Raw genomic sequence first — 21,205 nt, 5'->3', positions numbered from 1 at the left:
AGGGCGAACTCTACATCGGCGGGATTGGACAGGAAAGCCACGCAAGCAAAAATCTGCACCAATCCCAGACGCTTGGTCCATGCTGTCGGAACAGCCAAGCACATCCATTTGCCCCTTGGCGTCGGATCGAATTGGCGTCAGATTGCCGTCGAACTGGTGGCAAGGCAAAACCGTTGAACATGACCCCCAATATTCAGACCGACGCACGTTCAAACCTGATCGGCAGTGCGTGGATGATTGGCGCGATGGCCTGCTTTGCTTTGGAAGACGCATTCCTCAAAGCAGCCGCGACCGCGCTGCCGATCTGGCAAATCCTGGTGTTATTCGGCACAGGTGGAGCGGTCATTTTTGCATGTGTTGCCGGTGCGCGCGGGACGCGGTTGTTCCAATCAGATGTGATGTCACGCGCTATGAAAATTCGCGCCGTGTTCGAGATTCTGGGTCGGCTGTTCTACGTGCTGGCCATAACGCTGACGCCGTTATCCTCGGCCACCGTAATCCTGCAGGCCACACCGCTTGTCGTTGTTGCAAGCGCGGCGCTGTTGTTTGGCGAAACCGTTGGTTGGCGACGGTGGAGCGCCATTTTCGTTGGCCTTATCGGTGTCGTTGTCATCATCCAGCCAACCGGCGACAGTTTCACCTTGTTGTCGTTGCTGGCCGTCCTGGGAATGTTGGGCTTTGCCGGACGAGATCTGGCCAGCCGCGCAGCACCGGCCAGCCTTGGAACCGAGGTGCTGGGGTTTTACGGTTTTGTCTGCGTCATCATCGCTGGGTTGGCCTTTCGCTTTTGGGAACAGGTGCCAGCCGCACCGTTAGAGATCTATACCAGCATATCTCTGGCCTGTGCCGTTGGTCTTGGCACGATCGCATATTCATCTTTGATGAAAGCGATGCGCACGGGTGAAGTTTCTGCCGTGACACCCTTTCGCTATTCCCGACTTTTGTTTGGCGTTGCGTTGGGCGTGATCTTCTTTGGCGAACGGCTGGACCAAACCATGTGGCTGGGCAGCGGTTTGATTGTCGCATCGGGGCTTTACATCCTTTGGCGCGGGCGGCGCGCCTAGCCCTTGTCATGGAAAAAGTCGTAAACCTTCTGCGCCAGCCCGGCTGATATCCCCTCGACCGCTTTCAGATCTGCCAGATTGGCCCGGCTGACCGCCTTGGCGCTTCCGAAATGCGCCAGCAGAGCGCGTTTGCGCGCCGCGCCGACGCCCGGGATTTCGTCTAACGGTGTCGCCCCAACTGCCTTGGCGCGCTTAGCGCGGTGGGTGCCGATGGCGAACCTATGGGCTTCGTCCCGCAGGCGCTGAACGAAATACAACACCGGATCATTGCGTTTCAACGCAAACGGTCGCTGACCAATGCGGTGGAATTCTTCTTTGCCGTGATCTCGGTCGATGCCTTTGGCTACGCCGACCATCGGGATGTCTTCGACGCCATGCTCCACCATGATCTCATGCACGGCACTGACCTGACCGGCCCCACCGTCGATCAGCAACAGATCGGGCCACAGCCCCTTGTCACGATCCGGGTCCTCCTTTTGCAGGCGCGTGAACCGGCGGGTCAGAACCTCTTTCATCATGCCGAAATCGTCGCCCGGTGTCAGGTCATCGCCCCGGATGTTGAACTTGCGATAGGTGTTTTTCATAAACCCTTCCGGGCCAGCCACGATCATACCGCCCACGGCGTTGGTGCCTTGGATGTGCGAGTTGTCATACACTTCGATCCGGCTTGGCGGGCTGTCGAGGTCAAAGGCCTCGGCCACCCCGCGCAACAGCTTGGCCTGCGTCGCACTTTCCGACATGCGCCGTGCCAGAGACTCGCGCGCGTTACGCAGAGCACCAGCCACCAGTTCCTGTTTCTCGCCACGTTGCGGCACAAGGATCTCAACCTTGCGTCCGGCTTTTTCGCTCAGCGCGTCTTGCATCAGATCCGCGTTTTCGATCCCGTCTGACAGGATCAATTGCCGCGGCGGCTCCTTGTTGTCGTAGAACTGGCCAAGGAAGGCCTCCATCACTTCGGCAGGTGACACATCCGGCCCGACGCGCGGATAGAAATCCTTGTTCCCCCAGTTCTGATTCGCCCGGATAAAGAAGACCTGCACACAGGCCTGTCCACTGTCCATATAGAGGCCGATCACATCCGCCTCGGCCACGCCGCGCGGATTGATGCCCTGGCTGGTCTGCACTTGCGTCAGCGCACGGATGCGGTCGCGCAAACCTGCTGCGCGCTCGAACTCCATCGCCTCAGACGCGACCATCATCTGCTCGGCCAGATCCTCTTGTACCTTGGTCGACCGGCCCGACAGGAACCGTTCCGCATCGCGGACGCTTTCACGGTAGTCCTCCTCCGAGATCAGCCCGACACAGGGCCCTGAACAGCGTTTGATCTGATAGAGCAGGCACGGCCGCGTGCGGCTGTCGAACATGGAATCCGAGCAGTTTCGCAGCAGGAATGCCTTTTGCAACTGGTTCAGCGTCCGGTTCACCGCACCCGCGCTGGCGAAGGGACCGAAATAGGCGCCCTTTTCCTTCTTGGCTCCGCGATGTTTCTTGATCTGTGGAAAGGCGTGATCCTTGGCAACCAGTATGTTGGGGAAGCTTTTGTCATCCCGCAGCAGCACGTTGTATTTCGGCTTGAGCTGCTTGATCAGATTCTGTTCCAGCAGCAGCGCCTCGGTCTCGGTCCGGGTGGTGAGAAACATCATCGATGCGGTCGCAGCGATCATCTTTTCGATCCGCCCTGAATGACCGGGCCGCGTGTAATTCGACACCCGAGCCTTCAGATTGCGCGCCTTGCCAACGTAAAGAACCCGGCTGTCGGCATCCAGCATTCGGTACACACCTGGCGAGCTGTCCAGGGTTTTCACATAACGCTGAATGCGGGCATAGCCAGTCTGGGGGGAATCGCTCTGGGTAGTCATGTTACTGGGATATGATTCTCTGCATGTGGCTGCAATCTTGTGCCGTTTAGATCAAGAGTAAACAAATCCACGACTTCTGTGGATAAGTGTGCAGATAACTTTGTAAGCTTTGGGATTTTCCCTTGATTTATGACCTGTTCGCCGATTTGCTCAAAAAATAAGCACAAATGTAAGCCATTGATTTAATGCAAAACTTTTTCACCTTCCGAACAAGTGTATGAAAAAAAAGACAAATTTGTAACGCGTTTGTAACAGAACCGAGAGCGGTGCAAAACTTCGGTCCCCAAACGCTATTCGACACCCATGACATCCGGAGTTTGCCAGCCCAGATGCTGGCCTCCGTCCACGCAAATAAGCTGTCCTGTGACTGCTGGAGCGTCCAGAAAATAGCCCAGCGCAGCGGTTATGTCCGAGGGATTCGCTCCACGCTCGAGGATGGTATTTTCGCGCTGCGACTTGAAATGGATCTCGCTCTGTCGGTGGCCTTGCAAGGTTGGGCCCGGACCGATTGCATTGACCCGAATGGCTGGTGTCAGGGCCTGCGCAGACGTACGGGTCAGCGCCCACAGCCCCATCTTGGCAATGGTGTAGGTCATGAATTCGGGCGTCAACTTACGAACACGCATGTCGACCATGTTGACGATAAGACCGGTTGCCACCGGCTCGTTCATCTCATCTGTTTCCGGCTTCAGCCCTTGCCGGGCCATTGCCTGTGTCAGCACAAAGGGAGCGCGCAAGTTGCTGTCGATGTGCCGGTCCCAGCTTTCACGCGTCGCGGTCTGAATATTGTCGTACTCAAAGATCGATGCGTTGTTCACCAAACAGGTGATTGGACCGCCCAGGGCTTCGGACGCTTGCGGCAGCAACTGAGCGATCTGTCCCTCATCCAAAAGATCCGCCTGCAAGGCAGTTGATGATCGACCCAATGCTCGGATTTCAGCAACGGTTTCGTACGCCTCGTCCGTTGATGTTGCATAGTGGACCGCCACATCCATTCCTCGACGCGCCAAATAGAGCGCCATGGCCCGACCGAGCCGTTTTCCGGCGCCAGTCACCAATGCTCGGGTCATCGCAGATCTCCGTAATCAGGCTAGAAGGATAACGATATAGCCTGCATATAGCGCGGTCAGAACCAAGCCCCAAGTGCGTGTGATATCTTGTTTGAAGAACACAAAGGGCAGCAACAGAAGCGAGGCCCCAAGCATGACCCAAAGGTCAAAGTGCAAGAATTCTGGGTCCACCGGGATCCGACCAAACAGCGTTGCAATGCCGATAATGGCCAGCAGGTTGAACATGTTCGAGCCGATGACATTGCCCAACGCCACATCCGCCTGACGACGCAAAGCGGCCATGACCGTTGTCGCCAATTCGGGCAGTGACGTACCGATTGCAACCAAGGTCAGGCCAATCACAGTCTCGCTGACACCATACACCCGGGCGATCACGGTTGCGTTTTCCACCAACAGATGCGCCCCGACGGGCAAACCGATCAGACCCAGAACCAGATAAACCGACAGCTTCCAATAGGGCATGTTTGGATCGGCCTCATCCAGACCTTCCAACTCATCATCATCCGCGCAGGCTTCGCCACAGGCTTTGCGATGGGCATGAGCTTCGCGAAATGCGTTTGCCAGCACCAGCCCCAAGGCCAGCAGCAAAACCGCGCCGCTAAGCAGCGTAAACACGCCACAAAACGCCAGAGCAATGAACAGTACCGTCGCAAGCAACATGAACACATAGTTCTTGCGACTGTCGCACTCACTGGTGTGCAGCGTCGCCAACAAGGCCGGCAGGCCCAATACAAGAAGGATATTCGCGGTGTTCGAGCCGACAACATTGCCCAAAGCAATGCCGGGCGCGTTTTCCTGAACCGCACTGATCGCGATCAACAGCTCTGGTGCAGATGTCCCGAACGCGACAATCGTCAGGCTGACAATCAGCGCAGGCACTCCAAGGCGCAGGCTCAGATTCACCGCGCCGCGCACCAGCGCGTCTCCTGCCAACAACAGGATCAACAGCCCAAGGCCTGAAAACAGCCACGCCGTCATCCGCGGCCTCCCTTTTCACAGGCGCAGGGGCCTTTGCCAATTCGAAACCGACCGCATCGAGGGCATTTGGCCGTGCTCAGCCGCTTTTGCCCCGGAAACCGTAGCTTGCCGAACATCGCCAACACGCCCATGCCAATCAAGAAAAAGGTGACCGCCTTGATGATCACGTCACAAACCGAAACGCGCGTAGGCCGCCCGCTCCTCAAGGCCTGCTATCGCGTCTTGTGCCAGCGACGCACCCAAACGCGACAAAAGCGGCTTGCGCTGCCCATAGCGGCGGAACTTGACCTTATCGCCAAAACGCTCCTGCATCTTGGGTTTCAAATGACCAATCCCGTCGATCAAACCCAGTTCCTGCGCCCGCCGCGCCAGCCAGACCTCGCCGGTAAAAAGTTCCGCGCTTTGGTCCAGCTTATCCCCGCGCCGCGCCTTGACGTGGTCGATGAAGTTGCCGTGGATGTCATTCAGCAAACCCGTCAGACGTGCGACATCCTCTTTCTTTTCAGGCGCGAAGGGATCGAGCATCGATTTGGATTTGCCTGCCGTATGCACCCGGCGTTCAAACCCCTGACGCGCCAGAAAGACATGGGCCCCAAAGCCCGACGAAATCACACCGATCGATCCCAGGACCGAGCTGTTATCCGCCCAGATCTCATCAGCGGCCGCGGCCAGCCAATACCCGCCCGAGGCGGCCACATCTTCTACAAACGCAATGACGGGCACATCCAACTCTTCCGACAAGCGCCGAATCCGCGCCCCGATCAAAGAACTTTGCACAGGCGATCCGCCCGGAGAGTTCACTTCAAGCGCCACAGCAGCGGGCTTGCCCTTGCGAAACGCCTTTTCCAAAACCGGCGCAAGCGACGCATCACTCATCGAATTGCGGCCAGCCATTCCGATGGCACCGGACAAACGAACCACGGCCACGCAGGGCTGTTTTTTGAGAAATGGCAGGCTGAACGTCATGGGTGCCGATGTAGAGTGCCCCAAGTCCTTAAACAAGGGAACGCCGCTGGCATATTCACCCCCTCAAGAAAAATAGCACTCATCATGGGTAAAAATGCAACGCTCAACTGCGGATACGCCAGCCTGTTTTGAAGATCCAGCCTATGATGCCAAGGCACAGACCCGTGAACCCAAGGATCGCCAGAAGGCTGAACACAATCGGTACATCCGCCAACCCATAGAACGACCAGCGAAAGCCGGAAACCAGGTAGACTACCGGGTTAAACAGGGTGATCGTCTGCCAAACTGGTGGAAGCATTGAAATCGAATAAAATGTCCCGCCGAGGAACACCAGCGGTGTCACAACCAACTGCGGAACCAGAGACATCTGTTCGAAATTGCTGGCCCAGATCCCGACAATGAACCCCAGCAATGAGAAACTGAGACAGGTCAGCACCAAAAAGGTTACCATGGCGATGGGATGCTCGACCCTTATTTCCACAAAGAACGTGGCCGTCACCAGAATAACGACCCCAACAAAAAGCGCCTTGGTGGCCGCCGCGCCGACATAGCCGATCACGATCTCGATGAAATTCACCGGGGCCGAAAGCAGCTCATAGATCGTCCCCAGGAACTTTGGGAAATAGATCCCAAAGGACGCGTTCGAGATCGAGAGCGTCACCACGGACAACATGATCAGCCCGGGCACGATGAAAGCCCCGTAAGACACGCCTTCCACCTGCTCGATCCGGCTTCCGATTGCGGTGCCGAAGACAACAAAATAAAGCGACGTCGAGAGTACGGGGGAAATGAAGCTCTGCGCCAATGTCCGAAAGAACCGTGTCATTTCAAAACGGTAAATGGCAGCAATTGCGGACCAGTTCATGCTGCCTCTCCCGAGACGAGGTTAACAAAGATCTCTTCAAGGCTGGATTGCCGTGTTTGCACATCCCGCAACACCAGGCCTGCTTGCGCCACATCATTCAACAGGGTGGTGATCCCCGTGCGCTCGGCATTTGTGTCGTAGGTATAGATCAACGCATCCCCTGCTGGGCTCAACACCAGGTCATGCGTGGCCAAGCTTTCGGGAATTGCTGAGATCGCTTCGGTTAACATTACCTCGATCTGTTTTTTCCCCATCTGAGCCATGAGGCTGTTTTTGTCCTGCACCAACAACAGCTCACCTTTGTCGATGACCCCGATACGATCTGCGATCGCTTCAGCCTCTTCGATGTAATGAGTCGTCAAAATGATAGTGACGCCGCTTTGCTTCAGCTCGGCCACGATCTCCCACATGTCCTTGCGCAGTTCGACATCCACGCCCGCTGTTGGTTCGTCCAGAAACAAGACCCGAGGCTCATGCGCCAGCGCCTTGGCGATCAGCACCCGGCGCTTCATACCCCCCGACAATTCCTTGATCGCGTTCTTGCGTTTGTCCCACAGGGAGAGTTTGGTCAGAATTTCTTCGATCCGAGCATCATCTCGGCCATGGCCAAACAACCCACGCGAAAAGCGCACTGTATTCGAAACCTTTTCGAACGGTTCTAGCGCGATTTCCTGTGGCACCAGACCGATCATCTTGCGCGCTGCGCGAAAGTCGTTTTCGATATCATACCCGCCGACCGTAACGGTGCCTGATGTGGGTGTTGTTATACCGCAAACTGTTGAGATCAGGGTTGTTTTACCAGCACCGTTTGGTCCAAGCAAAGCAAGGATTTCACCTTCTTCGATCTCCAGTGACACACCTTTCAGTGCTTGGAAACCATCGTCGTAAGATTTCCGCAGGTCCTTGATGGACAGAATTGTTGCCATGTCTTCCCTCGTTCTGGCCCGGACCCTATCGCGAAGGTCTCGGACGGAACAGGCCAAAATGATCCATGTCGAGCCCGAGGCCCAACACGACCGCAAGCCTCCCCTTGTCAAACCCTGCCTCAGCGCCCAGCCTGGCAGCTGGGAGGACGAGAATGCTGAACGGTATACGTTTGATCGAGATTGAGGCCTTGGGTCCAGGTCCATTCGCTGCGATGCAACTGGCTGATATGGGCGCCGACGTCATTACCATCCACCGCAAGGGCGGCACCAACGCGGCTGGCCTGACCGACCAGCACATTCTGGATCGCGGCAAACGGTCGATTGCGCTCGACCTCAAGAGCCCTGACGATCTTGCAATCGCCAGACGCCTGATCGCAACCGCAGATTCGCTAATCGAAGGGTTCCGCCCCGGTGTGATGGAAAAGCTGGGGCTCGGACCCGCCGCATGCCTGAAGATGAACCCGAAACTGGTCTATGGGCGCATGACAGGCTGGGGACAAGACAGCGCTTTATCTGAGCGCGCAGGGCATGACCTGAACTATATCGCCCTCTCGGGGGCGCTGTGGTACGGGTCGCAGCCCGGGCAAATCCCCCAAACCCCACCAACCCTGGTCGGCGATATCGGAGGCGGCGCGATGTACCTTGTCGCAGGCATCCTCGCCGGACTCTTACAGGCCCAAAAAACCGGTCAAGGTACGGTGGTCGATGCCGCAATCTATGACGGTTCTGCCCATATGATGAATCTACTGATGAGTTTGGCGCAAAGCGGCAACCTGTCTGAAACCCGCGGTGAAAGCCTTCTGGACGGTCCCCATTGGAGCCGATGCTACCGATGCGCCGACGGTGGCTTCCTGTCCGTCCAATGCCTCGAGCCCAAATTCTATGCCTGTTTTCTAGAGGTTTTGAACCTGTCCAACGACCCGGATTTCACCGCTCAGTACGACCGCACCCTTTGGCCTGATCAGAGCGCGCGCCTAACTCGGCTTTTCGCCACCAAACCCCGCGACCACTGGGCAGATCTGTTTGAGGGAACCGATGCTTGCGTCGCCCCTGTTCTCAGCCCGCGCGAAGCCCAAGCGCACCCGATGAACCAGACGCGTCAGACCTGGATGACTGAAAACGGCGTCCCACAAGCCGCCGCGGCCCCGCGCTTTTCAACCTATGACTGGCATCTCAAACCCAGCCCGACCCGTGGTGCACACTCTGCCGAAATTCTGGCAGAGCTTGAAGAAAAGGACCGATCCGCCTCTTCATCTGGCCTCTCAACCCCCGGGGATTGAGAGGACCAAAGACCAAAAACAGGCTGGCCCCTTCCCTTTTGTCTAGCTGCCGCGCACGGTGTCGATCATCAGCTGTACATTGTCAGGATCCGCATCCGGCGTGATCCCGTGACCCAAGTTGAAAATATGCGGGCCCTTGCCAAACGCCTCAACAATGTGGCGCGTCTCGTCCACCAGGGCCTGACCGCCCGTCACCATATGGTGAGAGGCCAGATTGCCCTGCACGCAGCCATCGACCTGCACATGTTCCGCCGCCCATTCGGGCGACACGGAATTGTCCAGCGCCACACAATCCACACCCGTGGTTCTGGCAAAGCCCACATAGCCTTCACCCGCCTCACGCGGGAAGCCGATCACGGGCACCTCTGGATGCCGCGCCTTGATCGCCTGGGTGATCACCCGGCAGGGCTCGACCGCATATTTGCGGAAATCGTCACCCTTAAGTGATCCGGCCCAGCTGTCGAAGATTTTGACCACCTCGGCACCTGCCTCGATCTGCGCCGAGAGATATTCGATCGTGGCTGCTGTGATCCGATCCAGCAAAGCCTCGAACAGCGCCACGTTTTCTTCACGCAACGCATGGGCAGGCCCCTGATCCGGTGTGCCGCGCCCCGCGATCATATAGGTCGCCACGGTCCATGGTGCCCCGGCAAAACCGATCAGCGTGGTCTCAGCCGGCAACTCAGATGCCAGAATGCGTACCGTTTCATAGACGGGCGACAGGGTTGCGTGGATCTCATCGACCGGTTTCAGAGCATCAAATTCGGATTGCTGCGTGATCGTGGACAGGCGCGGGCCTTCTCCGGTGACGAACCAAAGTTCGGCGCCCAAAGCCTGCGGCACTAGGAGAATATCGGCAAACAGGATAGCGGCATCAAAGCCGTAGCGTCGGATTGGCTGCAAGGTCACTTCGGCTGCAAGCTCGGGGTTGTAACACAGCGACAGAAAATCCCCGGCCTGCGCCCGCGTGGCCCGGTATTCGGGCAGGTAGCGGCCCGCTTGTCGCATCATCCAGATCGGGGGCACATCCTGAACCTCGCCAGCCAGCGCCCGCAATATCGTTTTTGATTTGGTCATCCCTGCCCCCGAACTGAGTATTGCACATCACGGGTCGGGCCTCAGTGGCAATTTGTCAAGCACTGGCCCCATTGTCAGGGCAAAGTGACGCGACTAAAGCTTGATCCATGACACTGATCCTACCCGATCCCGCTTCGCCGTTGAAAATTGGCACCCGAGGCTCGCCGCTGGCGCTGGCACAGGCCCACGAAACACGCGATCGGCTGAGCGCCGCGTTTGATCTGCCAGACGACGCCTTTGAGATCGTGGTCATCAAAACCACTGGTGACAACCGCGCGATGATCGATGCGGACCGGCCGTTGAAAGAGATCGGGAACAAGGGTCTTTTCACCAAGGAAATCGAAGAGGCCATGTTGCGCGGCGACATTGATATCGCCGTGCATTCCACCAAGGATATGCCGGTCGAACAGCCCGAGGGTCTGGAACTGGATACGTTTCTGCCTCGCGAAGATGTGCGCGATGCTTTCATCTCACCGCGCTTGGGTGCGATCCAGGATCTGCCCAACGGTGCAACAGTTGGGACCTCTTCGTTGCGCCGCCGGGCGCAACTGCTGAACCGTCGCCCCGACCTGAATGTTGTCGAGTTTCGTGGCAATGTGCAGACGCGCCTGAAAAAGCTGGCCGATGGTGTTGCCGATTGTACGTTCCTGGCTATGGCCGGGCTGCGCCGACTAAAGATGGATGACCTTCCCGCCACAGCAATCTCGCCCGACGAAATGCTGCCCGCGATTGCGCAGGGCACAATCGGGATCGAACGTCGCACAGACGATAAACGCGCAGCCGAGATGCTTTCTGCGATCCACCACCCCGAAACAGGTTATCGCCTGAGCGCCGAACGCAACTTGCTGGCCGGGCTTGACGGATCTTGCGAAACCCCAATCGCTGGCCTTGCTGAACTGCGCGCGGGCCAATTGACCTTGCGTGGCGAAGTCCTGCGCCCGAATGGATCAGAAGCGATTTCCGAACAGATCAGCGGGCCCATCGAAGACGCCGCCCAAATGGGCCAGCACCTGGCGGCGACGCTGTTGAGCAAGGCCGGTCCAAACTTTTTCGATTGGCGATAGAAATAATTTTAACCATCTGTGAACTTCGTCACTGAAGAGCTGTCACATTTCGTGCAATCTGGGATTGTACCAGCCAGGAAGTGTTGTCTGTCTCAGAATATCGAGAGTTTAGACCGGTTTTGTTTTAGTAGGTAATCGAGGGGGCGAGGCAGGCCACCCGGGCCTGGCACGGCGGGTCGCTGCACTACGGTTGCAGTGACCCGTTCTATTTTCGTCTGGCTTTCCGGTTTGTCATGTTCTTACCGCTGTTGTGGCTGAACACTAGCTTTTCAACCGACGCTTTAGACCGGAAGTCTGCCGTCCGATTGGGAACGCCATTATAGAATTGGAACAAGCCAGGCTCGACTTTTTGTCCAAGGCTTTGACATTCAGAACAGATTTCACGAATTATCTGACGTGGTGCACGCACACGTATGGCATCAATCAACTGCTGGTGCGCGTTGGCCAGCGCGACAAATTCAGCTGAACCCTTCGTCTTGTTATCACCGACCAGAATGTAGACAGCTTCCGGCTCGCTTTTTCCTTTCAGGTCGATATAGCCGGCTTCCAGCATTGCCAAACGGTCTCCGACCTTGCGCCGGATCTCGGTGGAAAGCAAAATATCATAGTCAACATGACGACAGTTCTGTTCGATACGCGCAGCGACGTTCACAACATCACCTATAACGGTATAGTTGAATCGCTTTTGCGACCCGATATTTCCGACACAGGCGAAACCTGCTGCGCACCCGGTCGCCAATGCTATTGGTGGATTGTTCTTCATTATGGGTGAGGCGTTGAACCTGGCCAGAGCCTGACGCATCAGCAATGCGGCCTGCGCGGCGCGCAACGGGTGATCGGGCACCGGTAGGGGCGCGTTCCAAAACGCCATCACTGCATCACCGATAAATTTGTCTATTGTTCCCCGCTCGACCAAAATCTGATCGCCAATCTCTGAGAACAACGCGTTCAGGATCGCCACAAGATCGGTGGCCGACACGGCCTCGGACAAGGGTGTAAATCCCCTAATGTCGGAAAACATCACCGTTATGTCCTGCGTCTCGCCACCCAATTGCAGGCTGTGGCCGCTGCTTTCCAGCTCGTCCAGAATTTCCGGGGCGACGTAGTGCGAGAAGGTTTGCCGGATCATCCGTTTTTCACGCTCGGATGAGATGAACTGATACCCTACAAGCAGGCCAAAATTCGCCATCCCCCCAATTAGAGGGAAGGTGGCATCAAACAGCACAGCCTGATTCTGAAACGCCATCCAACTGATTGCCATCACGGCAGCGGCCGCCACGCCACCCGCGATGAAAGACGCCACCGCGCCAAAGCGGGACATAACCACCGTGACAACGACCCCAAGCGCGACAAACGCAACCAGTTCCAACGCCGAGGTTACATCGGTTCGATGCAGCATATCGCCCAACAGGATCTGTTCTATGATCTGCGCGTGGATCGAAACACCAGGAACCGACTCGCCCAACGCCGTCTCGCGCATATCAAAAAGCCCGGCGGCAGAAGTACCGACCAGAATGATGCGACCTTCGATCTGATCGCGCAAAGCGGGATCGTCCTCTGTTTGCATCACATCATGGGCAGACAGATACAGACGCGGATCATCGCGCCGATAGCGCACCCAGATCTCACCGTTCTCGGTCGTCGGTAAGGTGAAATCCCCCAAGCCAACACCCAACATGATTCCGACTTCATCCATTGCTCCGTCGGCAAACAAGACAGGCTCACCCAGCGCGACCCTCAGCGCTTCCAGTCCGAGACCGGGTAAAACACCGTCGGGACCCGACCACAGAACTGGCACTTTGCGAACGACACCCAACCCACCCAATGGTGAAACATTGACGCCTCCGATCCCCGCAGCATGATCTGCCAGAGGTGGGGCGAGCGTTGTCCAATGGGGTGTCGAGAAAAGCCCGACACTTGGCTGCTCGCCAATTTCGACCAGGCCCATTTTGGGCACAACGCCCTTGCCTCCATCGGTGAGCCGAGCAGCTACACCAAGAACGACGGGAAGCTGCTCCATCTTTTCGGCAAATACCCGATCGTTGTCCAATCGCGCGGTTGAGTCCTTGAGGCTCAAAACACCCGCAAGGGCCGGGTCTTTGATCAGCCGAGAGGGCGAATACCGATCAGGTTCGGCAAACAGCATGTCAAAGGCAACCGCAGCGGCGCCGTAGTCGCTCAACCGATCTACCAGCTCTCCCAATTGGGTTCGGGGCCATGGCCATTGCCCCGACCGAGCCAAAGACTTTTCATCGATGTCGAGCACTCGCACCGGTAAATCCGGTGTAAATTCACGAGGTGAAAGGCGCTGTAGAATATCAAAGTAGGTCAGGCGCATTGCGCGAACTGGGTAAGGATCCATCACGCGAATGAAGCAGCCAAACAATATCAACCCCAACCCCACCAGCTGGAAAGCCAGACGACGGGCATTTCGTTTTTTGATATTCGGGGTCAACTTCGCCTCCGATCCGAGACATCTGCCGGGATGTTCCCTTTAGCCCGGCTCACTGATTGCTTCACTACCTAGTATTTCCGCTCCCAATTCGCGCAATTCATCGGCCTCGCTCTTGCGCGGCTCTCCCTCTCGTTCCTCACTTTTTTCCTCACGCGGTTCTTCGCGAGGTTCTTCTCGCGGCTCTTCGACAGTTTCTGGCTGAACTGGCTGAGGCTGCGGTGGCGCTGGCGGGTTGGCTTTCCGCGGTGTTCTTGCGGCACTTTTGACCTGCCTCGCCTGCTCTCGCGGTGGCGGTGGTGCTTGCTTAAAGTCGGATTTCGGTCGCACCCTCCTCAGGGCCGTTTGCTCGCCTGAGCAACCTTCGACTTCAACGCGCAGAGAGCTTTGCAGTTGAGCTTGCGATTGAATGAACGGGAAGCCTTGCTTCAGAGCCGCATCATATTGCGCCTGATCCACAGGTCGACCGACACCGCCACCTCGCCCCGTTGCAAACAGGCTGCACACGCGCCCTGTTGCACGGCAAGAACCACCCGCGCTGCAGATCTGAACATTGCCTTGCAAAACAACCATCGCGCTTTGGGAGCTCGACGCGACCCAGATATCAAAGATTGTACCACGCACCGCCATGGTCGCTGTAGGGGTCTTGATCTCGTAGGCGCGCTTTCGGCTTTTCCCCGAAATAAAGCGAAAGCTTCCGCCAAGGGCCTGAACGGTGAAGTTTTTGGCTTTTTGCCTGCCACGCAACATCGTTACATCAAGAACCATCTGAGCATTTGGGCCGATGGCGATTTTGGTTTCGTCTACAAAAACCAACTGAACCAACCCGTTGCGATCCGTAGAGATCGCATCGCCCGGAGAAACTTCCATTCCTTTTCGTAAGGTTTCAGAGGCACCCGAACGCGTGATCTTCGCGCCCTGCTTTACCTCAATTACAGTGCCGATATTCGCCAAAAGTTGCGACGGCAAGAACGAAAGAAAACAAAAAACAAGAAACACTTGTACCCAAGTCAAACGCAGCCCCTTCCCCCAAAAGGATCTTTATTGGCGCTTCGCGCCGCTGCCCTGTTGCCCCAGCAAGTCTTTTTTAAGTTCACAAAATATCCCCAAATATGCGCTAAAACATATACAAAAAGCAAGGGCACGCGCCGGCTGAGCAAAAGCCTGTGCATTTTCGTTGCTTCGTTTTTCCTCTATACCCTTCGCGTCCAGCCACCGTGTCAGCAACTTGGGCACCATAGTCGGACAGAAAAATTCACCTGCGCCGGAAAATCGCCTTGTGTCCGGGGGACAGGCAAGGATATACCCGCCGGCGGAGACGTGGCCGAGTGGTCGAAGGCGCTCCCCTGCTAAGGGAGTAGGCGGGAAACCGTCTCGAGGGTTCGAATCCCTTCGTCTCCGCCACCAACCTATTTCAGTGGATTGGGGTGGCCTGTCTACCATGCACTATTCTATTAAATAATAGGGGATCATGAAGTTATAGAGATACGGGTCGACCAGGTGATCGGATCAAAGAACCCGCGTTACCTGCTGCACTAAGGGAAAGAGGAGTTTGGTAGCGCGGGGTGCCTCAAACAAAGGATAGCCGGAAAGTAGGCCAATTCTCGACGCTGGGTAAGTGCCAGATGGACGCAAGGCTATTTCCGAAAACTCAATTGTGACCAACCGGACCGCCCATTTCCGGTGCGATCGGCAAGGGATGGTCTGGTGGCTCGACACCGTGCCGTTCTAACCATTCCAAAACTTCACCGCATTGCGACTAAAGGGATGGTGCGTTGCGGTATTCATGCAGCATCTCCAACCGGCATTTCAGATCGAAGGGAATTGTTCTAGGCCATCTGCGCATGACGTATGTTCATATTGTGTTCTCAGGCAAGTAAAGACAAACTGTTGCCCAATTCCTTAACTATACCGCTGCAATGCAGGTACCCAGACACATAAGAAAATGGACTTCGCTTATCTTTTTTAGCGGATTGGCGACCGCCTTCTGGGTCGGAATGCATTTCGGGGTTGACCACACCGGGTGCAGGTCAAACCATTGCTTTATCCAAACGCTTCAAGAATGGGTGGATGACGGTTATCGGCCCTATGTCATCGTCGGTCTATATCTGACCGCAATGTTCAGCTTTCTGTGGGATCATCTTTGAGACACTTGCAACGGCCGTTGGGCAGACCATACATAACGCAATCGAACGAAAGGCTAATGTGCGATGGACGGGTTAGTTAGTTTGTTATTTCTCATCGTCTTAGGCGTTTTTGTGATCTGGCTTTATATCCTTCCGATCACAATGGCAGGACAACGCAACCGATCCGGTTTGATATGGTTTTTGATTGGTCTAGTCGGATCGCCATTGTTGGCAATTCTATTGCTGCTGGCTTTGGGTGACGCACCAGAACAACCTACGATTTGACGGAAGCCAAAAAGCGGCGACAAAATGTGTTGTTGTCTAGGGTTTGCGCCATTAGCGATTAACTGTTTAGTGCCTGCTCTCAGCTCAGAGCAGTCGCTCACTGCGTTCCGTTTGAATGAACGCTCTGCGGACATTGCTGCCATTGACTTTGGTTTTCCGAATGTCCGCTTGCAAAACGGTACTTGTCGTACTAGCTCTCTTTCACGTGCTGCACGAACGCAGGGCGATGGAGAATTTATGTCTACGATTGCGGCCCGCCGCTAAGGTCCACCTGATTGGACCAACTTGAACCAGAAGACTTCTGCGCGAGATGCCGGAAGCCTGTTCTGCTGACATAAACTCAAGAGACAATCCGTTGAATATCTCAAAACACGAACAGCGTGTTTTGCACGTTCTGGCGCAAGGTGGAGCCATCCATTTTGAGCGTATGGCGAACGGCAAAGTGCGCGAAGTCTCATGCTTCACCCGCGACGGCCACGTATTGGCTGCTTGCTCGCTGAAGCTCTTTGACCGCCTGAAGAAACGGCGGTTCATCAAATCTGAAAACGGACGACCCTACCGCGCCACAAGGCTCGGCATTCGCTCCGTGAACCCTCAGTACGACAACCGATAAGGATAAACAGAAAATGACAAACCCAATCATTAAAGCGACTTCAACCGACGACATTGCAGGACTTCAGGCAGTGCTGGATGGGACAGAGCTTTTCCCGAGCGAAATGCTCCCAGACATGCTAGCCCCATCACTGGCAGGCGAAACAGAAGCCTTTTGGCTGACCTGCCATAGCGACGGAGAAGCTGTAGGCCTGTGCTACACTGCGCTCGAGGAACTCGCCGATGGGACGTGGAACATGCTCGCCCTCGCGGTGCGCCCTGATTTGCAAGGCAAACGGCTGGGGGCGGCACTGGTACATGCGGCCGAGCAGCACCTAAAGGACAAGGGGCAACGCATCTTGATTGTAGAAACGTCCGGCACGGACGACTTTGCATTGACGCGCAAGTTCTACGCTCAGAATGGCTATGAAGAAGAAGCACGTATCCGCGACTTTTGGGCCGATGGCGACGACAAAGTGATCTTCCGCAAAGCGCTTTAAACGGCAAAGCCCTCCGCCATTGTTGTGGCGGGGGCACTTCGTAGCCGACATTCGCTACGATGCAACAACTCGGTACGTTTGGGCTCGGTGCCCTCGTTCGCTGCATCTGGCGTTAACGACAGCTACGCGGACTTTTCTGTCATTCAGAGCGTGTTGCACAAGGTCAGCTTTACCCAGGAAAGCCGCTAGGGGTTGAAAGTAACCAACTCAACCTAGCGCTCGGCAATCCATCAATTAGTCTTCGCGATCAGCTTCAATGAAGTTCCTGTTGGGCTTCATACAATGACCACTCTCCTGGCAAACCTTTGAGTGGTTGCTTTTCGATGAATGCAAGCTCGAGTTTGGAGCCAACGACCAGATCTTTCACTGTGCCTGAAACCCGTATCTGGCTCGGTAATGCAGTGTCCAAAATTCGCGCGGCAATGTGAACTGCCAAGCCCCCAATATCACCGCCACGTCGCTCACATTCTCCAGTGTGGATACCGGCCTTCACTTTTAACTTGGTCTTGGCCAAGTCAGAGTTTATTGCGTGAGCACATTGAATGGCACGCGTCGGTCCTTTGAAAGCGGTGATGAACCCATCCCCCGTAGTGTTGATTTCAGAACCATCGTAGATTTCCAGCTGTCGACGCACGATCTCATCATGTTGGTCTAACAAGGCACGCCATTGGTCGTCACCCAAACTGGCGGCCAGTTCTGTGGAACCTGCGATATCTGTCATCAATATCGTCAGTAGCACCCGCTCGCTCGGAGTGACGGTTTTTTGCCCCGTCGCAAACTCTTCGATTTCGTTTATCACCCGGTCCTGATCTCCATACCAGACCAGGTGATCAACGCCGGGAACGAATTTCAAAACTGAATTGGGAATAAGGTCGGCCACAAATCGCGCCTCATCTTTTGGGTGCCAGACATCATTTTCGCGATTAACTATGAGCGTGGGAGCATCGATAAGTGGTAAGACTTCTCGAATGTCGAGCTCCGCGTTTAATCGTGTTATCAGCTCGGCAGTCTTTGGACTTGCTGAATTGCGCATGTAGCCGCCCCACCACTCACATGCCTCAGCATCTTTTGCCATACTTGGCGCGGCTTCATCGAGCCCAAATGCACTTCCCCAGTTTTCGCGCAGATAGCTGATCGTATTTTCGGTAGCCTGCAGCGTCGGCGCCCAAGGGTAGTCAGGTGCCCAACTACCTTTGGCTGATGTTCCACTCAGAATGACAGCTCGTGTGCGCTCAGGGTAAGTAGCTGCGAATAGTGCACTTATGTTGGCGCCTTCTGATACACCAAGTAATACTGCCTGATCTGAACCAATGGCATCGAGCACAGCGGTGATGTCCTCAATGCGTTGCTCCAGCGTCGGAAAGCCAACATTGCGCTCAGAAAGACCGGTCCCTCGCTTGTCATAGAAAATTAATCGGCAAAACCGGCTGAGTTTGGACAGAAAATTCGCATAGTGCGAGCTTTGCCAAGCATATTCGATGTTAGTAAGCCAACCTTGGCTATACACGACATCTATAGGTCCATCGCCAATCACCTGATACGCGATGGCAATGTCGTCTGCGAATGCGTACTGAGTTTGCGGTTGCTTCATTGTCCGATAAAATGGGCTCTCTGGGCTCATACCAACGTCCGAGCCCACCAGCTCAATTCATGCCAGACAAAACCAATCGGATCAACTTCCTGCTTCGGCCGCCCTGCTTTGTTCGACTGATAGCGGACTTTTGGTTCAGTTTGCAGCACCCGTAACTTTGGGCTCGAAGCAGACCTTCGCTGCAATTAAGTCGAACGACTGCAATGCGGGACAAAGTTGCCGTTTATTGCCACTGGCAATTGCTTTGTGAAATCGCAGAAGTTGCAGTTGCGCAAGCATAACAAAATGCTTGTCGCACTGCCTTTGTGAGTTACTGCTCCGGTGAATACCAAATTGGCGAGGTCCATGCTCGTTCCTGGATCCAAATTGCAACATCCTCAAGGAGCGGCAGGCCGTGGCGTACTGCGTCATACGTTGTCCAGCGTGGAGTAGGAATTTCGATTACGCGCATGTAGTACAGCGCATGTTGGTCAGGATCAAAATCGTCGTCTGTCCAATGACCAAACAACTCCGCAGCTCCGATGGCATTACTGTAAGTAGCAGTTTCAGGATCAACCGTATTGCCAACGGGAGGCAGCTTGCCATTCACATCCGGCACGCGATCTCCTGACCACACTACATCTATGATACGTTCTTGCGGCGCTCCGCCTTCATCGACCCAACCCTTGATGATCTGTACGCGATCGAGATTGGCTCCAATCGGATCTTTTATTGCGTGCACCGCAAAAGTAGGTGGGCCGTTCAAAGCTGTCAAAGAACCGCCCATCGGCACGCCGTTGGCATAGCCGTCCATTACAAGCTTTACGGGATCGTTATTGCTTTGCAGCATCGCACCGCCAAAGAAACGAGGCTGTATGCGAGGGCCTGATGTGGCGAAGGTTTCTCGGCTTTGCATCGCGTCAAATATTGCACCACGCGTGTTCTTGGGTGCCCAGACGCCTGCGAGCGAACCAGGGTTGGCGTCGGGGCCAAGCAACCAGCCGTCTATCTCGCCATCGCGACGTTGCTCGATAGTACCATCAGCAACACCGTGACTTCCATTATAGGTCGCCTCATCGACATCGCTTGGGGTGCCATTGTGATTGTCGGTGCCTCCGATGAAACCAAGTTTCCAAGGGTTCGCACCTAGCTTTTGCGCATAGTCGAGCCCTTTAGTCGCAGCCCAACGGACGAAGCCATCGTTGCGGAAGAAACGTTCACTGAATGTTGCGATACTCTCAGCATTCTCGAAGTTCGCAAATTCGTCGTCAGGCGACAAACCGGGATGTGTTTCGGAATTACCTTTGATCTGCATCATCTCGATCAACGGTTCCCACTTGGCGCGGCGCTGGGCATATTCGTATGTGATCGGATTTCCGGCATTGTCGATCGGTTCAAACATCAAGCCTTTACTTCCGTTGGAATTGTGTGGGATGGCCAACAATGTAGAGCCCTCAGCTTCTTGCTGCTCCATCCACGCCCAGAGTTCTTCCTCATTTGTAGTATCAAGCGCGCTAAGCGGGATGTCCGGCACTTTGTTGTCTCGGAATATCACGTTGCGATGCATGTTTCCGGCATTGGGGGCAGACGTCCATTCGAATGCGATAAGACTGGTAAAAGTCCCTGGCTCGTAATGCGCCTCTGCAGCCCCCACGACATAGTCTTCCCAAGCGGTTGCAGTTGTTTCAAGTCCAGCAAAAAAGGGCGGATGCTCAGGCTCGCCAGATCGCATGTTGCTTATTACATATTTCACGAACCATGCGCGTTGCGTTTCTATGTCCGACAAACCGCGCAGCTCAGTAAGGGCTTCTTGGTAATGCCCTGAAGCAGATGGGATCTGCGTTGACAACATCTCTCCAAGAAACTCTGCATGATCGGAAACGGCCGCAAAATCCAGAGGTCGACCAATTCTGCGCTGCACATTGTTTACCGAGACAGGTTGGCCCTTCGCGAAGCGATATGCGTCCGAAGGTGTCAGGCGTGCGCCTCCAATGTAGGCATCAAGGGAAAACGAAGTATGTACATGAGTTTCACCGAAGTAAGCGTTCTTGAGCGGGTTTTCCGGCACCATGGCCTCGAGCGCGCTCCAATCATCTTGTGCCATAGCGGGAATTGCTGAGGTCAGAAACAGGAGTGACAATGCGTGCAATGACTTTCTTTTCATCAAAATTCCCTTCCAATCTCTATCTACCGACTATGGTATCGAACGATGGCTCCAAGCAATGCCGGTTAGTTTACAGGTGTCGGTGCACTTTTTCAGCTTGTTGTACGTGATAAAAGAGAACACTAATACATAGGCAGCTGCTTTGGGCTCAAAGCAGTCGTTGGCCGCAATCTGTTTGATTGTCTGCTAAACTATTTTTCCAACATTTTGCCATATAACGCCTTGCTCTGTGCCTCGCTTGAAATCGATCGCTCTGTGGTATCTATCGTGGTATTAATTCGACAGATATAATTTTATTATATATTTAACATAGGCTTGAAGGATTTATTATACTGACTTCGTTTCCGCCATAAAACATTGATAAGTAA

At 55.2% G+C, this 21,205-nt stretch carries 16 protein-coding genes and 1 tRNA gene; 6 read left to right on the top strand and 11 right to left on the bottom strand.

Annotated elements, in window-relative coordinates:
• The first annotated feature begins 179 nt into the window (after positions 1-179).
• On the top strand, positions 180-1,064 hold the full coding sequence (locus GOV38_RS07965) for a DMT family transporter (RefSeq protein WP_171209036.1): 885 nt from the start codon (positions 180-182) through the stop codon (positions 1,062-1,064).
• On the opposite strand, the gene uvrC is transcribed toward GOV38_RS07965, so the two are convergent.
• The 6 genes from uvrC to GOV38_RS07935 all read right to left on the bottom strand — a co-directional run bounded on the left by uvrC (position 1,061) and on the right by GOV38_RS07935 (position 7,728).
• Positions 1,061-2,923 carry an excinuclease ABC subunit UvrC gene (gene uvrC, locus GOV38_RS07960; protein ID WP_171209037.1) on the bottom strand — a complete coding sequence of 621 codons (1,863 nt, stop codon included), beginning with the start codon at positions 2,921-2,923 and terminating at the stop codon, positions 1,061-1,063. The genes GOV38_RS07965 and uvrC overlap by 4 nt on opposite strands.
• Before the next feature lie 290 nt (positions 2,924-3,213).
• Complete coding sequence (locus tag GOV38_RS07955) at positions 3,214-3,993, bottom strand: SDR family oxidoreductase (RefSeq protein WP_171209038.1); 780 nt, start codon at positions 3,991-3,993, stop codon at positions 3,214-3,216.
• A gap of 15 nt (positions 3,994-4,008) precedes the next feature.
• The gene (locus GOV38_RS07950) at positions 4,009-4,971 is read right to left on the bottom strand and encodes a calcium/sodium antiporter (RefSeq protein WP_171100765.1); all 963 of its coding nucleotides are present in this window, start codon (positions 4,969-4,971) and stop codon (positions 4,009-4,011) included.
• Between the two features lie 168 nt (positions 4,972-5,139).
• A complete protein-coding gene (locus GOV38_RS07945; protein ID WP_171209039.1) occupies positions 5,140-5,937 on the bottom strand; it encodes a S49 family peptidase in 798 nt (265 codons plus the stop codon).
• Positions 5,938-6,040: 103 nt separating this feature from the next.
• The gene (locus GOV38_RS07940; RefSeq protein WP_171100761.1) at positions 6,041-6,802 is read right to left on the bottom strand and encodes an ABC transporter permease; all 762 of its coding nucleotides are present in this window, start codon (positions 6,800-6,802) and stop codon (positions 6,041-6,043) included.
• Positions 6,799-7,728, bottom strand: a complete 930-nt coding sequence (locus GOV38_RS07935) for an ABC transporter ATP-binding protein (RefSeq protein ID WP_171209040.1) — start codon at positions 7,726-7,728, stop codon at positions 6,799-6,801. The genes GOV38_RS07940 and GOV38_RS07935 overlap by 4 nt, the downstream gene beginning before the upstream one ends.
• Positions 7,729-7,880: 152 nt before the next feature.
• Between GOV38_RS07935 and GOV38_RS07930 the strand changes: the two genes are divergently transcribed.
• Positions 7,881-9,008, top strand: a complete 1,128-nt coding sequence (locus GOV38_RS07930) for a CaiB/BaiF CoA-transferase family protein (RefSeq protein ID WP_171209041.1) — start codon at positions 7,881-7,883, stop codon at positions 9,006-9,008.
• 42 nt (positions 9,009-9,050) lie between these two features.
• Here the strand turns inward: GOV38_RS07930 and hemE are convergent, their stop codons facing one another.
• Positions 9,051-10,085, bottom strand: a complete 1,035-nt coding sequence (gene hemE, locus GOV38_RS07925; protein WP_171209042.1) for a uroporphyrinogen decarboxylase — start codon at positions 10,083-10,085, stop codon at positions 9,051-9,053.
• 107 nt (positions 10,086-10,192) lie between these two features.
• On the opposite strand from hemE, the gene hemC reads away from it, so the two are divergent.
• Positions 10,193-11,149: a hydroxymethylbilane synthase gene (gene hemC / locus GOV38_RS07920; RefSeq protein WP_171209043.1), complete on the top strand. Its 957-nt coding sequence runs from the start codon at positions 10,193-10,195 to the stop codon at positions 11,147-11,149.
• 205 nt (positions 11,150-11,354) lie between these two features.
• Here hemC and GOV38_RS07915 read toward each other — a convergent pair whose 3' ends face one another.
• Together GOV38_RS07915 and GOV38_RS07910 are read right to left on the bottom strand one after the other, a co-directional pair.
• Positions 11,355-13,604 carry a CHASE2 domain-containing protein gene (locus GOV38_RS07915; protein WP_254430551.1) on the bottom strand — a complete coding sequence of 750 codons (2,250 nt, stop codon included), beginning with the start codon at positions 13,602-13,604 and terminating at the stop codon, positions 11,355-11,357.
• A 39-nt stretch (positions 13,605-13,643) separates the two neighbouring features.
• Entirely contained in the window at positions 13,644-14,471 is an 828-nt protein-coding gene (locus tag GOV38_RS07910) for a FecR domain-containing protein (protein ID WP_254430552.1), read from the bottom strand.
• A gap of 444 nt (positions 14,472-14,915) precedes the next feature.
• Here GOV38_RS07910 and GOV38_RS07905 point away from each other — a divergent pair.
• From GOV38_RS07905 to GOV38_RS07895, 3 genes are all read left to right on the top strand, one after another.
• Positions 14,916-15,005: transfer RNA gene (locus GOV38_RS07905), tRNA-Ser, on the top strand.
• Between the two features lie 1,317 nt (positions 15,006-16,322).
• The gene (locus GOV38_RS07900) at positions 16,323-16,625 is read left to right on the top strand and encodes a YjhX family toxin (protein WP_371808553.1); all 303 of its coding nucleotides are present in this window, start codon (positions 16,323-16,325) and stop codon (positions 16,623-16,625) included.
• 13 nt (positions 16,626-16,638) lie between these two features.
• On the top strand, positions 16,639-17,103 hold the full coding sequence (locus GOV38_RS07895) for a GNAT family N-acetyltransferase (RefSeq protein WP_174838960.1): 465 nt from the start codon (positions 16,639-16,641) through the stop codon (positions 17,101-17,103).
• A gap of 253 nt (positions 17,104-17,356) precedes the next feature.
• Here the strand turns inward: GOV38_RS07895 and GOV38_RS07890 are convergent, their stop codons facing one another.
• Together GOV38_RS07890 and GOV38_RS07885 are read right to left on the bottom strand one after the other, a co-directional pair.
• Positions 17,357-18,724 (bottom strand): adenylate/guanylate cyclase domain-containing protein, encoded by a 1,368-nt coding sequence (locus GOV38_RS07890; RefSeq protein ID WP_217352074.1) that lies wholly within the window; start codon positions 18,722-18,724, stop codon positions 17,357-17,359.
• Between the two features lie 280 nt (positions 18,725-19,004).
• Positions 19,005-20,837: a DUF3604 domain-containing protein gene (locus tag GOV38_RS07885; RefSeq protein WP_171208738.1), complete on the bottom strand. Its 1,833-nt coding sequence runs from the start codon at positions 20,835-20,837 to the stop codon at positions 19,005-19,007.
• Positions 20,838-21,205: the final 368 nt, after the last annotated feature.

The organism is Ruegeria sp. HKCCA5839 (assembly GCF_013035585.1).
GTDB lineage: Bacteria > Pseudomonadota > Alphaproteobacteria > Rhodobacterales > Rhodobacteraceae > Ruegeria.
Note: the sequence above shows the minus strand (reverse complement) of the source record. Positions and strands in the feature narration are given on the sequence as shown.

What these genes read in the sequence shown, in the direction of transcription:
- GOV38_RS07950 (WP_171100765.1), bottom strand. Translation starts at nt 4,971, where the DNA reads ATGACGGCGTGGCTGTTTTCAGGCCTTGGGCTGTTGATCCTGTTGTTG.
- GOV38_RS07885 (WP_171208738.1), bottom strand. Translation starts at nt 20,837, where the DNA reads ATGAAAAGAAAGTCATTGCACGCATTGTCACTCCTGTTTCTGACCTCA.
- GOV38_RS07900 (WP_371808553.1), top strand. Translation starts at nt 16,323, where the DNA reads ATGCCGGAAGCCTGTTCTGCTGACATAAACTCAAGAGACAATCCGTTG.
- hemE (WP_171209042.1), bottom strand. Translation starts at nt 10,085, where the DNA reads ATGACCAAATCAAAAACGATATTGCGGGCGCTGGCTGGCGAGGTTCAG.
- GOV38_RS07935 (WP_171209040.1), bottom strand. Translation starts at nt 7,728, where the DNA reads ATGGCAACAATTCTGTCCATCAAGGACCTGCGGAAATCTTACGACGAT.
- GOV38_RS07910 (WP_254430552.1), bottom strand. Translation starts at nt 14,471, where the DNA reads ATGGAAGTTTCTCCGGGCGATGCGATCTCTACGGATCGCAACGGGTTG.
- GOV38_RS07940 (WP_171100761.1), bottom strand. Translation starts at nt 6,802, where the DNA reads ATGAACTGGTCCGCAATTGCTGCCATTTACCGTTTTGAAATGACACGG.
- GOV38_RS07890 (WP_217352074.1), bottom strand. Translation starts at nt 18,724, where the DNA reads ATGAGCCCAGAGAGCCCATTTTATCGGACAATGAAGCAACCGCAAACT.
- uvrC (WP_171209037.1), bottom strand. Translation starts at nt 2,923, where the DNA reads ATGACTACCCAGAGCGATTCCCCCCAGACTGGCTATGCCCGCATTCAG.
- GOV38_RS07955 (WP_171209038.1), bottom strand. Translation starts at nt 3,993, where the DNA reads ATGACCCGAGCATTGGTGACTGGCGCCGGAAAACGGCTCGGTCGGGCC.
- GOV38_RS07965 (WP_171209036.1), top strand. Translation starts at nt 180, where the DNA reads ATGACCCCCAATATTCAGACCGACGCACGTTCAAACCTGATCGGCAGT.
- GOV38_RS07930 (WP_171209041.1), top strand. Translation starts at nt 7,881, where the DNA reads ATGCTGAACGGTATACGTTTGATCGAGATTGAGGCCTTGGGTCCAGGT.
- hemC (WP_171209043.1), top strand. Translation starts at nt 10,193, where the DNA reads ATGACACTGATCCTACCCGATCCCGCTTCGCCGTTGAAAATTGGCACC.
- GOV38_RS07945 (WP_171209039.1), bottom strand. Translation starts at nt 5,937, where the DNA reads ATGACGTTCAGCCTGCCATTTCTCAAAAAACAGCCCTGCGTGGCCGTG.
- GOV38_RS07895 (WP_174838960.1), top strand. Translation starts at nt 16,639, where the DNA reads ATGACAAACCCAATCATTAAAGCGACTTCAACCGACGACATTGCAGGA.